Origin of the sequence: Bradyrhizobium sp. 164, assembly GCF_023073715.1 — a bacterium.
Lineage (GTDB): Bacteria > Pseudomonadota > Alphaproteobacteria > Rhizobiales > Xanthobacteraceae > Bradyrhizobium.
On sequence record NZ_JADPKA010000066.1, the window covers coordinates 290,039 to 306,468 of the forward strand.

6 protein-coding genes and 1 pseudogene are annotated in these 16,430 nt (G+C 59.1%); 3 read left to right on the forward strand and 4 right to left on the reverse strand.

The annotated features are described in order from the left end of the window. Nucleotides 1–138: 138 nt before the first annotated feature. The 3 genes from IVB01_RS21540 (at nucleotide 139) to IVB01_RS21550 (ending at nucleotide 7,823) form a co-directional block, all read left to right on the forward strand. Nucleotides 139–5,835: a LamG-like jellyroll fold domain-containing protein gene (locus IVB01_RS21540; protein ID WP_247494842.1), complete on the forward strand. Its 5,697-nt coding sequence runs from the start codon at nucleotides 139–141 to the stop codon at nucleotides 5,833–5,835. 259 nt (nucleotides 5,836–6,094) lie between these two features. After that, on the forward strand, nucleotides 6,095–6,949 hold the full coding sequence (locus IVB01_RS21545) for a hypothetical protein (RefSeq protein ID WP_247335785.1): 855 nt from the start codon (nucleotides 6,095–6,097) through the stop codon (nucleotides 6,947–6,949). Between the two features lie 643 nt (nucleotides 6,950–7,592). Next, the gene (locus IVB01_RS21550; RefSeq protein WP_247335783.1) at nucleotides 7,593–7,823 is read left to right on the forward strand and encodes a hypothetical protein; all 231 of its coding nucleotides are present in this window, start codon (nucleotides 7,593–7,595) and stop codon (nucleotides 7,821–7,823) included. Nucleotides 7,824–8,493: 670 nt separating this feature from the next. Here IVB01_RS21550 and IVB01_RS21555 read toward each other — a convergent pair. The 4 genes and pseudogenes from IVB01_RS21555 to IVB01_RS21570 form a co-directional block, all read right to left on the reverse strand. Next, on the reverse strand, nucleotides 8,494–9,807 hold the full coding sequence (locus tag IVB01_RS21555; protein WP_247335781.1) for an HlyD family type I secretion periplasmic adaptor subunit: 1,314 nt from the start codon (nucleotides 9,805–9,807) through the stop codon (nucleotides 8,494–8,496). After that, the gene (locus tag IVB01_RS21560; protein WP_247494881.1) at nucleotides 9,804–11,507 is read right to left on the reverse strand and encodes a type I secretion system permease/ATPase; all 1,704 of its coding nucleotides are present in this window, start codon (nucleotides 11,505–11,507) and stop codon (nucleotides 9,804–9,806) included. Before IVB01_RS21560 ends, IVB01_RS21555 begins: the two co-directional genes overlap by 4 nt. 1,115 nt (nucleotides 11,508–12,622) lie before the next feature. After that, nucleotides 12,623–15,427: an Ig-like domain-containing protein gene (locus tag IVB01_RS21565; RefSeq protein ID WP_247494843.1), complete on the reverse strand. Its 2,805-nt coding sequence runs from the start codon at nucleotides 15,425–15,427 to the stop codon at nucleotides 12,623–12,625. Between the two features lie 735 nt (nucleotides 15,428–16,162). Further along, nucleotides 16,163–16,420 (reverse strand): annotated as a pseudogene (locus IVB01_RS21570) (tyrosine-type recombinase/integrase); the annotation flags it as partial. Between the last annotated feature and the right edge of the window lie 10 nt (nucleotides 16,421–16,430).

Here is a 16,430-nt window from a genome sequence, read left to right on the forward strand (position 1 = left end):
ACGTAAATATTATTTTATTTATGTAAAAAGTTTATAAATCTGTAGCGAAGGCGATGCATTATGGTACTATTTAAATGGACATTAAATAGACATTAAATGATCTAGCACGATTTCGGGTTGTGGTATTCGGAGACAACGATGTCGGGTTCCTGGGGCTTTTTCGGCCATCTGGCGCGACGGAGCATTCACGGCAGCGCGAGGAGCGATCGCAAGACGATCGTCGATGGCAAACGCGATGCTAGTCATTCGCCGCTGATCATCGAGACGCTCGAGCCGCGCATGCTGCTCGCCGCGGATCCTCTTGGCATCACCGCAGGCTACGCCTTCAACGAGGTCTCGGGCACCACAACGGCAGATGCATCCGGTCACGGCATCGTCGGCACGCTCACGAACGGTGCGACCTTCACAGCCGGAAGATACGGCAATGCGGTCGCACTCGACGGCGTGAACGACTTCGTCGATCTCGGGAATCCGACTGCGCTGCAACTGACTGGCAGCATGACTCTCAGTGCGTGGGTTTACGTCCGCTCGTTCCCCGCTGACGATGCGCCCGTTGTATCCAAGCGAACCTGGGGCGAATCCGGATACCAGCTTGACATCACCGCGGACACTGGACCTCGCACGATCGGATTCAAGCTCACCAACAGCTCGGGCGGACAGATGTTCCGCTACGGCGCGACGGCGTTGCAGCCCAACACTTGGTATCACGTCGCCGGCGTCTATGACGCCGCTGGCCAAACTTTGAACGTCTATCTCAATGGCGTCCTCGACAACGGACAGTTGATCGGCACGGTCACGAGTTCCCAGCAGAATTCAATGGCCAACGTGAATATCGGAAGTCGGCCGGGCCGTGCAGGATTCGAGTTTCCTGGCCTTATCGATGACGTGCGCATCGCCAATCATGCGCTCACCCCCGATCAGATCCAAACCGATATGGCAACTCCCCTCGCCGGAACGGCAGACACGATTGCCCCGACCGTGTCCTTCACGCCTCCCGCCTCGATCGTATCCGGCACCGTGAGTCTCGCAGCGAGCGCGTCGGACAACATCGGCGTTGCCGGAGTCAAGTTTTTGCTCGATGGCAACACCCTGGTCGGTACGGAGGATACCACCTCGCCGTACGGCGTCTCATGGACCACGACCACGGCATCGAACGGCTCGCATGCGCTGACCGCGCAGGCACGCGATGCTGCCAACAACATAACCACTTCGACGCCGGTCAACGTTACGGTCGATAATCAAGCGCCGACCGGTACGGTGACAATCAACGGCGGCGCCGCGGCAACCAACAGCACCTCAGTCACGCTTACGCTCACTGCGACCGATGCAGTGACTTCCGTCAAGCAGATGCGCTTCTCGAACAGCGGGAGTTCGTATTCGACGGCGGAAGCTTTCGCCCCGACTAAGGCTTGGACGTTGTCGAACGCAACGGGAGGCACCAAGACGGTCTATGTCCAGTTCATGGACGCCGCTGGCAACTGGTCCGCGGCGGCAACAGATACCATCGTGCTCGACACAACCGCACCAACGATCTCCGGGCAGACGGCAACGAATATTACCGGCAGCACCGCACGAGTCACATGGACGACCAATGAAGCTGCGACTTCGCGGGTCGAGTATGGGCTGACGACCGGTTACGGATCGTCGACGACGCTAGATACGGCCCTGGTGACGGCACACAGCGTTGCGCTAACCGGCCTTGCTCCCAACACTACTTACAATTACCGCGTCCGTTCGATCGACGCTGCCGGAAACGAAAGGATCGGCTCAAACGCCACATTCACGACGTCTGCCAGCCAGGACGCTACGCCGCCATCTACTCCTACAGGCCTGGTGGCGACCGCGGCTTCGACAACGCAGATCAATCTTTCGTGGAACGCCTCGACCGACAACGTTGCGGTCACCGGCTATCAGGTCTTCCGCAATGGTGCGCAAGTTGGTACCCCGACAACGACCACGTTCAGCGATACCGGCCTGTCGCCAGGCACATCCTACACTTATACCGTGCGGGCGAGGGACGCGGCATCGAACCTCTCCGGACAATCCGCGCCGGCCAGTGCCACGACGCTGACGCCCGACACGACATTGCCCACCGCCACGATCACCGCGCCGACGGGATCTGCGACCGTCTCTGGTACGATTACAATCAGTGCCAATGCATCCGATAATGTCGGAGTGGCTGGCGTGACCTTCCTGGTGGACAATGTCGCGGTCGGCGGAGGGGAAGACACGACGTCGCCCTACAGCATCAGCTGGGACTCGTCGACGCTTGCCAATGGCGTCCACACGATCACGGCGCGCGCACGGGATAACTCCGGAAACACCGGCGTTTCGCTACCCGTCAGCATCACGGTATCGAACACTCAAACACCGGGTTTGGTTGCTGCCTATTCGTTCGATGAAGGATCCGGAACGACTGCGGGCGACTCCTCAGGGCAGTCGAACCTAGCGACACTCAACAACGGCGTTGCTTGGATAGCCGGCAAGAACGGCCGCGCCGCGAGCTTTGACGGAGTCAACGACTTCATTTCCATTCCAAACTCTGCTTCGACGAACATCTCCGGTAATGCCCTTACACTGTCGATGTGGATCAATCCCCAGGCACTCGCGAGCGGCGACTCCGTTGTGATCGGGAAGTTCTGGAATACGACTATGTCGTCGCCTTACTACCAATATGGACTCGAACTGCGCGGCGGCAATCAGACCGATTTCTATATTGGGACGTCCAGCGGCGCGCTCGTCGCCGCCGGAGGAACCACTTTGCCATTCAACCAGTGGTCCCACCTCGCCATCACCTTCGATGGTGCGCAGGTCAAGACCTACGTCAACGGAACCCTCGTCAACACGCAGGCGCTGTCGGCAACGATCACGGCGCGCGGAAATCCCATGCGCATCGGAGCGGATGCCTCGACCGCGCAATTCTACAAGGGAGCGCTCGACGATCTGCGGATCTACAACCGCGCGCTGACATTGGCCCAAGTGCAATCGGACATGACGACGCCCGTCGGTAACCCGACGACCGGATCACCGCAGGTCTTGATAGATTCCCCAATCAATGGGGCGCAAGTTAGCGGCATCGTCAATGTGACTGCAGATGCAACCGACGACACCGGCATCGCCAATGTGCAGTTCTATATCGACAATGTGGCCACCGGCTCCCCCGATGCGACCGATCCATACGCTCTTGTATGGGACACGCGGACGGCAAGCAACGGCGCGCACACTATTGCTGCGATGGCGACCGACATAGACGGACATGCGACGTTGTCAGCACCGATAACCGTCAACGTCGCTAACAGCAGCTTTTTCCAGAACGAAATCCTGGCGACGGGATTCAATCTACCTACCGCGATCAAATTCCTGCCCGACGGCCGCATGCTGGTGGTGGAACTTGCGGGCACAGTGAAGATATTGCCGCCGCCCTATACCACGCCAGATCCAACGCCCTTCCTGCAACTCACCAACATCGGCTCGGCGGGCGTACAGCAAGGCATCTATGACATTGCACTCGATCCCAACTTCAACACCAATCATTACTACTACATTTTCTACACGCTGGGCACACCGAACGTGGATCGCTTCTCGCGCTTCACAGCGAACGCAGCGCTGACGGGCACCGTTCCCGGCAGTGAGTTCGTCATCTATCAGGATACGGAAATTGCCAATGCCGAACACCACGGTGGAGCTATCAACTTCAGCAACGACGGCAAGATCCTGCTCACGACCGGGGAGCATTTTCAGGCCGGCGAATCGCAGGACCTCACGAAGCCGCGCGGCAAGATCCTGCGATATAACATGGACGGCACCGTTCCCACCGATAATCCGTTCTATGATGGCAGCGGACCGAACTACGATGCGGTATGGGCGCTTGGTCTGCGGAATCCCTTCCGCGCCTACTACGACGCGCCCACGGGGCGGCTGATCATTGGCGATGTCGGCGGAAACGCCTATTCAACCGCAATCGAGGAACTCGACATCGGAGCGAAGGGTGCCAATTACGGCTGGCCGAACGTAGAAACTCCGAACGGGAATCCCGCCTACACTGCACCAGCTTACTACTACCCGCACAATGGACGCGACGCCGCAGTCGTCGCTGGATTTGTCTATCACGGCACACAATTCCCAAGCAGCTATCAGGGCAGCTTCTTTTTCGCGGATTACACTCAGAACTGGATCAAGCGCCTCACCTTCGATGCCAACGGAAACGTCACCGGCGTCTTCAACTTCGAGCCAGCCGACGGCTCGGTAGATGGCCCCTACGGCGACATTGTCTACTTGACCGAAGGCCCCGATGGTGCGCTTTACTATGTCGACCTCGGCTATTCCGATATCAGCGGCACGTTCGGCGTAAGCAAAATCCGCCGCATCGAATTCATTCAATCGGATCTGCCCCCGGTAGCGACGGCTTCGGCATCACCAACGAAAGGGCCAAGCCCGCTCACCGTCAACTTCTCCAGCAACGGTTCATCCGATCCGGAAGGAAAGCCTCTCACCTATTCGTGGAACTTCGGTGACGGCGTGACTTCCACCGCGGCCAACCCGTCACACACATATACGGTCGCGGGCCCGTATCAGGCCCGGCTGACGGTCTCCGACGGGGTCAATTCCACGCTGTCGACTCCGATCGCAATCAGCGTCGGTAATAGTCCCGTTGTCAGCCTCCTTGCGCCGACCGATGGCGCGACCTTCAGGGCCGGCAACGTGATCACATTCAGCGGCACCGCGACGGATGCCGAAGATGGTACACTCCCCGCAAGTGCCTATACCTGGAATATCGACTTCCTCCACGAAGGTCATGTTCATCCGGGTATTCCTATCACCGGCGTGACCAGCGGCACGTTCACGATCCCGACCTCCGGGCACGATTTCAGCGGATTCACGCGGTATCGAATAACGCTGACCGTGACCGATTCCAGCGGGCTGCAGTCGAGCCAATCCGTCACGATCTTCCCCGATAAGGTCAATCTCAATTTCAACACGTCGCCTGCCGGATTAACACTGTATCTGGACGGCATCGCGCGCACGACGCCGTTCACCTATGACACGTTGATCGGCTTCAATCATGAGATCGAAGCGCGCAACGCGACCGTCGGAAGCACGACCTACAACTTCGTATCGTGGTCGGATAGCGGCACTCAAGATCACATCATCACAGCCCCCGTCGGTGGTGCGACCTATACTGCGACTTATAATGCCGTCACGACCTCGGCACCGTTAGCATTCGTCCAGGTGACTTCCGCCACCCCGCAAACCAACCAGACCCAGGTATCGGTCGCCTACACGAACGCGCAGACGACAGGGAATACGAACATCCTCGTGATCGGATGGAATAACACGACGTCGAATATCACGTCCGTCACGGACTCGGCCGGCAATGTCTATCAGCTCGCCGTCCCGACAGCGCGAGGCAGCGGTATCAGCCAGGCCATCTACTACGCCCCGAATATCAAGCAAGCCGCCGCCGGCACCAACACCGTGGCAGTGACCTTCAACACTGCGACTCAATACGTGGACATTCGCGCTCTGGAGTACAGCGGTCTCGCTCTCATCAATCCGTTCGATATCGGAGCCTCGGCGGCCGGCACCAGCAGCTCAGCCAGCACCGGGGCGGTAACGACCTCGACCGCGCATGAGCTCATTTTTGGTGCCGGAACGACGACGGGTGGGTTCACTGCGGCAGGCAGCGGCTTTACCACGCGTGTCATTACAACGCCTGACCTTGATATTGCCCAGGACCGGTTCGTAACCGCAACGGGTAGCTACAGTGCGACAGCATCTCTCCAGGGCTCTGCGGCATGGGTGATGCAGGTCGCGACCTTCAAGGCAGTGGGGTAGTCCGGATGTCGCGGCGGCAAGGCTTATGCGGCAATGCCGTTGCGTGCAGCCTCGTGTGCAGCAGTGCCCTGAATAGCCAACGCGCCCACGCCACAGTCGCTTGGCGGCTGGTTGGTCGAACTGACGCACCGAAGTGCCGGACCGAGCTGGACGGCGGCTTGCGCAAAGCTCTTGGAGAGACCTCATGGGTTCTCAATGGCACTCCGGTTGGCGTCGGAGCCCTTCACGGCTAGATTGAAGCGACACAAGGCACTGCATTATGACTGCTTCGGATGAACCGATACTTGGTAGTTGCGCATCGCCGCTGGTGAAGGACCTGACTCGTGGTGGATTCTTCGCGGGACTATTTGCTCTAGGCTGCGCCAGTGGCCTCGCATCCCGCGTCATTCAATCGGTCCATGGACTTGGATGGCTAGATGCGCTTCTCGGCACGTTCGAGATCAGTGTAATCGTTTGGATATCATGTGCCGCTGGAGTTTCCTTCGTTCTTCAAGACCGAACGGTTGGGATTCGCTCTTCAGAACTCGTCTTGGGAGCGGCCTTTGTGCTGCTCGCCATTCTACCGGTAGGTCCAGCCAGCTGGCTGGCTGTAACCGCGCTCAGTCTCTACGTCATCAAAACGTCCGATGCCTCCTCGTCGCGGCGCGGCGCTCTTATCCTTCTGGCCGTTACCGTGCCCATGCTTTGGAGCCGGCTGTTCTTTCATTTCTTTGCTGAGCTAATTTTGCGGATCGACGCCGCACTCGTTGGTTGGATATTGCGCACCCCTCGCAACGGCGACGTCGTCGAATTTGCCGACGCTTCCGGCGTTCTGGTCATTCTGCCAGGCTGTTCCTCGCTCGCGAACGTATCGCTTGCGTTTCTTTGCTGGGTAACTGTGAGCCAGTTAGTCAGCCACAAGAAATCTGCTTACGATCTATTCTGGTGTTTGATGGCTTGCTTCTCCGTCGTAGCGGTGAATGTCACTCGTATAAGCTTTATGGGGTTGAGCCAATGGCACTACGCCCTGTTCCATAGTTGGTGGGGAGGGGCGGTCGCGAACACGACCATTCTGGGCCTGACGGTCGGCTTCTGCATGCTGGGGGTAAGGCGTGATCTCCTCCGCCCGGTTTAAGTGGTTTATCGCCGCCGTCCTGTTGCTGGCCACTGGATGGAAGATTGCAATACCATTTGAAAATCCAGGCCAGCTAAGGGAGGATCTTGTTAGATTCCTCGAACGAAATCACTTCAGCGTCGTGGCGACCAATGAAATTACGACTGGCACTCTGATTATCCGAGCCAACAGAGCGTCCTGTCAATTGCAGGTCGCTAAGCTTACTCCCGACGGATCGAACCGAAATCTCGTTCGACATCTGGCAACAGGAACCGATCGCTCGTTCGTCGTGTTTCGAGGCGAAGTGTACACACAACAACCGATAGCTTGGACGGTGTTTCATTATCTGTGGTCGAGATTTCTTCGCGAACTTGGATTCGTTCGACACATCACCCCCGTCATCGACGTGGCGGAGAGCTTGGGCTGCAATGCAGAACGGCTCCCATGGACTGAACTTCAAGATCGTCCCGCGTGATTGACAGCGGACTCCTGGGCACTCAACCCTCCGGCTCGGACATCGGGGCTTTGATGCATCGGCGTCAAATCGTCGCGCGCGTATTATCTACAAGCATCCATCTAAGATTTATATTGACGCCATTTAAATTTGATTATTAAATACCGCGAAAATATTTATATTTAACTGCGAAAGTGAAGGAGAATAGATATGACGTTACCGGGGTGGGTCCTTGCGATTTTCCTCACGATGGCCGCAGCGGTGCCGGCCGGCGTCTATTTCACGGCTACTCTGTTCTTTCCTCCTGACCAAAGCTACACCTACGTCGGTCAGGGAACAGCACAGGGCGCCCCTGGACCGGTCGCGGGCGCGGGGCTATCGATCGCCGCCGTTGCCTATGCGGCCTATTGGATAATCAGGCGTCGACGTAAACCCGACTAAACCGACATGATCGGGAGCGCAATAGTCCTGCTCGGGGCGCATGGCGTGCCCGAGGGAGCGGCGGTCAGCTTCCGCCTCTAAATTTCAACACGGAACGCGCTTAGCCTATCCGGAGCCGCGGCAACTTGATCTAAAGTATAATCGTGGTTACGAATTTAGTTTTCCATCGAAACAAACGTTCAAACTGGCATTTCTCAGGTAGGAATGACTTAAAATGCCAGGTGAGCTGTTCGTCATTCTGGGGGCTGAAACCATAATACTTGCCAGCATAGCGGCGATGACCCTGTACGCCAAGCGAATGGACGTCCTGAGGGGACGATCGGTCGAGCAATCGGTCGTCTCGCTCAAGGGCAGCAGGCATCCGCCACGATCGATCCGTCGAAAATCGCGCGATCTACTGCGTTTGATTGGAGCTGGCGCGACCTCACCATGTTCGCGCCGCTCAGTCTCGTGCGGCGACCTGACATCACCGGAACGCCGCGGTTGGGTCTTCAAACCAGGCCGCAGATTTGGTCTCGGCTCGTGATGAGCTTTCGTGGGCCGGGCCCGCCTAATGCGGACGCATCCGGACAGGCCGTGCCTTCGGAGGCTGGCTCCAGCGCCGACTCCACGGATAGGAGGCATCGGCCCCGATTGCGTGCAACCGAGCGCTGCTATCTTCCGCAATGCCTCAGCGCTCCTTGAATGCCCGCCCCGCCTGATCCTGCAGCGGCTTGAGCAGGTAGGACAGCGCGGTCCGACCTGACGTCTTGATGAAGACCTCCACTGGCATGCCTGGCAGGAGCTTGGCCGAGCCGAGCTTCGCCAGCTCTTCCGGCTTCAGCAGGACGCGGCCCGTGTAGTAACTCGTGCCGGCGCGTTGATCCTGAGTGATATCTGCCGAGACCATGCTGACCTCTCCGTCGATTTCGGGCGTGGTCTTCTGGTTGAACGCTGCGAAACGCATTGTCGCGGTTTGCCCCACATAGACCTGGTCGATATCCTTCGGTGCGATCTTGACCTCGACCGCAAGCGAGTCCGCATCAGGTACGATCAGCATGATCTGCTCGCCGGGAGAGATCACCCCCCCGACCGTGTGGACGCTGAGCTCGTGGACACGTCCGGATTGTGGAGCCCTGATATCGATTCGGTTCAACTGGTCAACCGCCGCAGTTTTGCGCTCGCCCAGCTCGGAGAGTTTCGAGCGCGTGTCGATCAGGTCCTTGCCGACCTCCGTCCGCAGGTCCTGATCGATCTGAATGATCTGGAGTCCGATTTCGGAGATCTTGCCCTTTGATTGAGCAATCATGCCAGCCAGCTGGCTGCGTTCGCCTTCGAGGCGGGCGGCATCGCGCTCAAGGGAATTGAGCCGCGTGATCGGCACCAGATTCTTTTGCCAAAGGCTGCGCACGCCTTCCAACTCCTGGCGAATAAAATCGACCTCCTTCTGCTTGGCTTCAGTCTGACCCGTATAGCCCTTGATCTCATTTTCCAGCTGCGCGCTTTTCTCCTGCAGCTGTGCCTTTTGGCCGCTCCTCGCCTGGCGACGCAGGTCAAACAGCTTCCGCTCCGCGGTAATTGCTCGGCTCGCCTCGGAGTTGTTCTCCTTGGCCCGGTCGAGCAGCACCTTAGGAAACACGACCTGCTCGGCACCATCGCGCTCGGCCTCGAGGCGAGCCTGTCGCGCGAGCAGCTCATCGATGCTGTTCGTGACGATCGTCGCATTCGCCAGCGTCTGAGTCTCGTCGAGACGAATCAAAACGTCGCCTGCATTGACCCGATCCCCCTGGCGCACGCGCAGTTCCCCCACGATCCCGCCAGTGGCGTGCTGAACCTTCTTGACGCTCGAATCCACCACGACCACCCCTTGGGCGATTACGGCGCCCGACAATTGGCTCGTGGTCGCCCAACCACCGATCCCAAATGTCACCAGACCAAACATGATCATACCGACGATCATGTAACGCTGGATGGACTGCATCGCCGGTGCCACTTCGCCGTTCATCGGCTGCCTCCGTGAGCTTCCGCGACCACCTTGAGCGGTACAGGAGTTCGCAACACTTTCTTCAGGACTTCCTCTCTCTTGCCGAAGGACTGAACCCTGCCTTCCCCGAGGCACAAGACATGATCAACGCCCTCGAGCGCCTTCGGACGATGCGCGACAACGACGACAATCCCGCCACGACGGCGCACGTTCAGGATCGCCTCGGTCAGGGCCTCCTCGCCCTCGGCATCGAGATTGGAGGAAGGCTCATCGAGCACGACCAGGAAGGGTTTGCCGTAGAAGGCACGCGCGAGTCCGATACGCTGCCGCTGTCCGGCGGACAGCGCCAATCCCCCCTCGCCAATCTTGGTGCTGTAGCCGTCCGGAAGCGAAAGGATGAGATTGTGCGCGCCCGCCGCATGCGCGGCCTCCAGAACAGCGGCGGCTGTCGCCTGCGGATCGAAACGCGCAATGTTCATCGCGATGCTGCCGTCGAACAATTCGACGTCCTGAGGCAGGTAACCGATATGCTTGCCGAGGGCGTCAGAAGACCAGTGATCGAGTGCGGCGTTGTCCAGCCGTATCCGGCCTCGAATGCTGGGCCATACCCCCACCAGCGCACGCGCCAGCGTCGATTTGCCAGATCCGCTCGGCCCAATGATTCCAACCGCCTGCCCGCTCCGTAGTTGGAACGAGACTTCATTGACGGTGGGCCTCTCCGAGCTTGGCGCGCCAACATAGAGATGCTCGACGGTGAGAGTTTCAACAGGAGGAGGCAATGCCAGCCGCTCCTCCTCGCCGGGCAGAAGCTTCAGCAAAGCATCGAGCCGTTGTCCCGATTGCCGTGCAGCGACGAACCCTTTCCAGTTCGCAATGGCCATTTCGACAGGAGCCAAGGCTCGCGCGGTGAGGATCGATCCGGCGATGATGACGCCGGCCGTCGATTCCTGGTTGATGACGAGGACTGCGCCGACGGCAAGAACCAGCGATTGCAGGATCGCTCGGAAGATCTTGGAGGCGCCCCCGAGCCCGTTTGCGACATCGCTGGCCCGCTCATGGGCCGCGAGATACTTCGCATTGACATCCCGCCAACGCAGCGCCGCCTGCTGCCGCATGCCCATGGCCTGCAGAACCTCGGCATTTCGTCGGCCCTCGAGCGCCAGTGCCGTTCGGGAGACTGCGAGGCGCGAGGACGCCTTGGCCGGCCCCCGCGTCCGGGTTTCCGTGAGCATCGTAATGCCGACGAGCACCAGCGCGCCGGCCAGCGCAGTGACTCCGATCCAAAAGTGAAACAGAAAACAAACGCCGAGATAAATCGGCATCCAGGGCAGATCGAACAGCGCCGTCGGCCCTCCGCTCGACAGGAAGCTGCGGACCTGATCAAGATCCCGCACCGGCTGCAAGCCATCGCCATCGGCCCTGGTCTTCAAGGGCAGGCGAACGAGCGCGTCGAATATGCGAACGCCGAGCTTTTCATCGAAATACCGGCCGACCCGGGCGCTGATCCTGTTCCTGACGAGGTCGAGCCCGCCCTGAAACAGGTAAAGCACCGCAGCCAGAACCATCAAGGCGATCAACGTCGGTATGCTGCGCCCGGGCAGCACCCGATCGTAGACTTGCAACATGAAAAACGAGCCGGTGAGCATGAGGAGATTGCTCATGCCGCTGAAGGCCGCGAGAGCCCAGAATATCCGACGGCAAGACCGCAGGAAAACCGTCATCTCCGACTGCGACTCATCATAGTCACCAGTCGGCCGCGGGAGACCGGAGAACAGTCGTAGCCGCAAGACTTCGACGAGGTGCTTTGCCCAGGCGATCGGCCCTTGCGTCCGCAGTTCGGCCTCTTCCGCCCACTGTCTTGCGACTACCCCCAACCTCGTCAAATGCGAAAGTTGGATCCGATAACGGCTTGCTGGCAGAGGGATTACCCCCCACCGTTCAAAGTTTGTCATGACTCCCGCCCTTGAAAACGCGCCTTATGTGACGATCCCCAAGAAGATCACCAAGGCAGTCCCGAGTTTGATTTCCCTGTCGTCGAGCTACTGTTACGCGAAGTAGAAGTCAGGTCGATTTTACGCACCGAGCCCTGGCCAACTTAAGCGTGTCGCCTGCCGGTATCAGCGTGACATGATGGCCATCCCGCCATTTAATCTGCTCTCTCAGCTTCTTCGACACGTACGCCACTACGGAGTCGTTCGCGAAGGGCGATGTCGTGGCGACCTGTATCTACTACCTCAAGGTTAATCAGCTTGGTCTCAGGTGCCGGTCGCCATGGGCTTTTTTGGGACCAGATGGGGGCCGGGCTGAGGTTTTTTTTAACCAGCACATCAAGGCACAGTACTGCAATAATCGCGCGATTTTCAGTCGATTAAATCGTCGCGAGTTGCTCTGATGTCATGCCGGACAGCGAGTCTCAACAGGCTTCTATTGCGGCACCGCCTCAGCCCACAGAAATCGTTTGCTTAAACGCCCAGCGAGCCCATCTGAGTGCGAGGCCGACTCCTGTACCCCTATTTAATTTATTTATTTTCGCGTATTCGTGGCCTTATCGCGATTGGAGACGAACAAGACTGTCTGATCGGAGCGAAGAAAGTGTAGCGACCCGAGGCGCTCGGTTGCTTATCGCGGCAGGTCCGAGAATGACCATCGCGCGAAGCGTCACCGGCTAAAGCCGCGCGTATCGATCTGTCCGGGCGTCGATCCCGCGAACGCCGCGAAGCCGCTCACGCGTAGATCACAATAGAGGCAGCCAGAACAAAGGAAGGCGGGGACTATTCCCCGCCTTCCATGATCTGCACCGCAGATTGGTGGCTACACCGTGTCGCCGAACACGTGACTACGCGAAATGGAAGTCATGGCTGTTCAGCTTGTCGAGCTGCGTGTTCTTTAGCGTGAGCGTGTCGCTCCCCGTCGCGATGACGACGTCGTGGCCTGACTGGGCCGCGTGGGAGAGAACGCTCGCAAAACTGTCGAACACGCCCTTGCTGAACGCGATCGTGTCGTGAGCAGGCCCGCGGGCAGCGAAGTCCTTGATGACGTCGTGGCCGAAGTTCGACGCAAACTCGAAGGTATCCGCCCCCCTTTTTCCGACCATGATGTCATTGCCTGTGGTGCCGGTCAGCGTATTGCTGCGGCCCGTGCCGATGATCGCCTCGCCCGAGCTGGTCCCAGCCACGTGGCCGGTCGCGTCGACCTGCTGCGCCGTAAAGGCGTGGCTCTTGCCTGACAGATCGGAGGTGTGGAAGCTCCACTTGCCGTTGTCGCTCGCCGTGACCGAACCGACCGACGTCGTGCCGTCAAACAGCTTGATTTGGCTGTTGGGATCGGCAGTGCCCTTGATTGTCGCGGTGTGATCCCAGTGCGGACGCACGTTGGTGAGTTCCACGGTCGAGGTGCCGTTGCCACCGTGCGAGCCAATTGGCGGATCAATCGGCTGCGACAAGACGCTGGTGTTGCCGGCTGCATCGGTGGCCGAGGCGACGAACGTGTGAGATCCGGTTTTGAGGCCAGAGGTCGTCACACTGAAATGTCCATCGGCGCCTGTCGGCGCCGTGCCAAGCAGAGTCGTCCCCTCGTAGACCTTGACGGTGCTGCCCGCCTCGGCCGTTCCGATCACCGTCGCACGATGATGACTAGTCACATCGCTGAGCAGAACCGGAGCATCGGGAGCTGCGGTATCCACCGTGACATCCACCGCAGTCGATGCCTTGCTGGTGACGCCAGAAACCGTGTCCGTCGCAGTGAGGCTGTGCTTGCCGTCAGGCAACGCAGCAGTCGAGTAGTGCCACGCCCCGTTCGCATCCGCCGTGACGGTGCCGAGCTGGGTCGTGCCGTCGAACACTTTGACCGTGCTGTTGCCAGCCGCAGTTCCCGCCAGGGTCAGCGCCTTGTCGTTGGTAATGTGATCACCGGCGACACCGCTGTCCGTCGAGAAAGACGCGATTTTCGGTGCGGCAGGCGCAGTGGTGCCGGTGCCCGACGTGCCTGTGCCCGACGTGCCGGAGCCGGAGGTACCTGTACCCGAGGTACCTGAACCGGACGTGCCCGAGCCGGTTGAGCCCGATGTTCCAGAACCAATCACCGGATCCACGCCGGCTGACGCAGCACTCACGTTGCCCGCAAGGTCCGTGGCTTTCGCCGTCAGCACGTGCGAACCGGCCGACAGAGCGGAAGTCGTGACACTCCACGCGCCGCTCGAATTGGTCGTCGCAGTACCGACCTGCGTCGTGCCGTCATATACCTTGATCGTGCTGTTCGCTTCGGCGCTCCCTGACACGACAGTCTGATTGCTGCTGTTCACGGTATCCTTCGCGATCGTCGGTGCAGCTGGTGCCTTCGTGTCGACGGTGACAGCCACCGCAGCCGAGGCCACGCTGGTCTGGCCCGACGCGTTGGTCGCGGTCGCCGTCAGCGTGTGCTTGGCGTCACTCAGGACCTGAGTGATGTAGTCCCAGCTGCCCGTTGAGCTCGCAGTGGTCGTACCGATCTTGGTTGAACCATCATAGACCGTCACCGTACTGTTGGCCGCAGCGGCGCCTTTGAGCTCGATGGTGTTGTCGTTCGTCACCCCGTCACCGGCGACGCCGCTGTCGGTCGAAAAAGAGGCGACAACGGGCGCCGCAGGGGCGCTCGGAGCAGGGGCGCTCGGAGCAGGGGCGCTCGGAGCAGGCGAGCTTGGCGCTGTGTAGGTGGGCCCAGTGTAAGCAGGCGCATTGGCATCCTGCTCGACCTGGCCGGTCACCATGTTCACGTTGTGAATAAAGCTGGTGTTGGAGTAGGCATCGTCCGGCCCGACGGCCGGATAGTTGAAGAAATACGCCTTGCTTATATCAAAATAGTTGTCGTGCGTGGAGAATTGACTGGTCAGGTTGGCCGGATCGGTACCTGGACCGGACACGGACATCCAGGAGCTGACGCTGCCGATCAGTGTGTTGCCGGCAAACTCGCCTGACTTTGTGTTGTCGGCAATGAAGCCCTGGGTCGTACCGCCATCCTGGACCGCCGTGTTGTAAAGAATGTGGGTCGAATCGATGGTCGGACCATAGACTTGGAGATAGTCGCCGTGGGTGCCTGAGCCACCCATGCCAGCCTGCTGCAGCAGGTTATATTGAATCGTGATGTCGCCACCGTCTTGGCCATGGCGGCCGATCAGGTCGGAGTTGGAATTCTTCAGCCACGAATATTCGATCGTGAGGCCGGGCCCTTCCATTTCGACGAGGAATTCGGCATGCCCGCCGCCGCTCAGACCATCAATGGTGCAGTTGGCGATATGCAGATTTGAGGACGACGACGTACCGCTGATGACGCTGCTCTGCGGACCGCCTGGATTTAGACCATTGAAGTTCGAGTTGGTCAGGGTGGTGTTCGCTGCCGTGGTCTCGACGGCCCAGCCGCCGAAATCATAACCGTTGAGCGTGACGTTGCTGCCCGTTACCGTGATGCTCTTCTGAGCCGCGTCAACAGACACGCCTGCCATCGAGATCGTTGCCGGATCCTTGAGCGTCAGCCCCGTCGGTACGCCGACGTGATAGTCCACCCCCGCGACATTCCATGCCGGCCGGTTCGCACCATAGGTCTCCAGCAAGCTCGGAAGCTGCGCCGACCCAACGGGCGCGTTCACTGAACCGTCGTTAACTGCCATTACCTGTTCTCCTGATTTGATGTCCATCCGCATGTGCTCGACCCGGAAGGGGCCTTCCCCAAGCAACATGCTATTCACTTTAGTTATTGGACCAACCATGACGTGATGATCGTCGAGGCGACTATTGGCTGGGTGCCGTGGGCTTTTTTGGGACCACAACTAGGCTACGCCGGGGTGATTCTGGCTTGCACCTGCCACACTCACTCGAATACAAATTAAGTTGTGGAAATGCGTAGAGGACCGCATTGTGAATCGTCCTCGATTCAAAACAAAGAATATTATCGCCCGGCGCGATTGATTTCTGTGGAATAGTTGCCGTTGGTTGCGGTCCGACACTCGCGGCGATGCGCAGAATCCGCCAGTTAATATTTCCATTCGCATACTTTGGTTTATTCAAAGCCACAATAAATATTGTGGCAAAGCCAATCTGAACCTTCATCACACGCGGTGCACGGCTCGCACTTTTTCGTAACGACACCGCGCAGTCTCAATGCGCTTTATGCGTTTTTCAGACCACAGCTGGATGCGTTTGCGACAATAGGCCCACCGAAGCAGCTCATCGATGTCGCTGCCGGGCCGTTGACGATCCCAGAAATGGATCGACCTCGTTCAGCTTACAGATTTATGCCGCCCGCCGAACTATGCCGAACGGATTTGGTATAGCGCGCTGTTATCACGCCGGCACCGTCGATCGCGCGCAGGGCAACCCCATTCCATTCGGCATAGTCTGGTCGTTCAGAGCGCCTCGAGGAAGGCGAGTAGGCGGTCGTTCGGCTGGAAGCGGGTTCGCTCGCCGCGCTCGTATGGCTTGAGCTTCGCCAGGGCAGCTTCCTTGAGCGCGAGGTGGGCGTACAGGTACGTCTGCGTGGTCTCGACCGATTCATGACCGAGCCACAGCGCGATCACGAAGCAGTCGACGCCGGCTTGCAGCTGTTCCATCGCAGCGCTGTGCCTCAGCACGTGCGGTGACACGCTTTTGGCCTTCAAAGACGGGCGATGTCTT

Coding starts and splice junctions, on each gene's coding strand:
- IVB01_RS21560 (WP_247494881.1), bottom strand. CDS start 11,507: ATGACGGTTTTCCTGCGGTCTTGCCGTCGGATATTCTGGGCTCTCGCG.
- IVB01_RS21545 (WP_247335785.1), top strand. CDS start 6,095: ATGACTGCTTCGGATGAACCGATACTTGGTAGTTGCGCATCGCCGCTG.
- IVB01_RS21555 (WP_247335781.1), bottom strand. CDS start 9,807: ATGAACGGCGAAGTGGCACCGGCGATGCAGTCCATCCAGCGTTACATG.
- IVB01_RS21540 (WP_247494842.1), top strand. CDS start 139: ATGTCGGGTTCCTGGGGCTTTTTCGGCCATCTGGCGCGACGGAGCATT.
- IVB01_RS21550 (WP_247335783.1), top strand. CDS start 7,593: ATGACGTTACCGGGGTGGGTCCTTGCGATTTTCCTCACGATGGCCGCA.
- IVB01_RS21565 (WP_247494843.1), bottom strand. CDS start 15,427: ATGGCAGTTAACGACGGTTCAGTGAACGCGCCCGTTGGGTCGGCGCAG.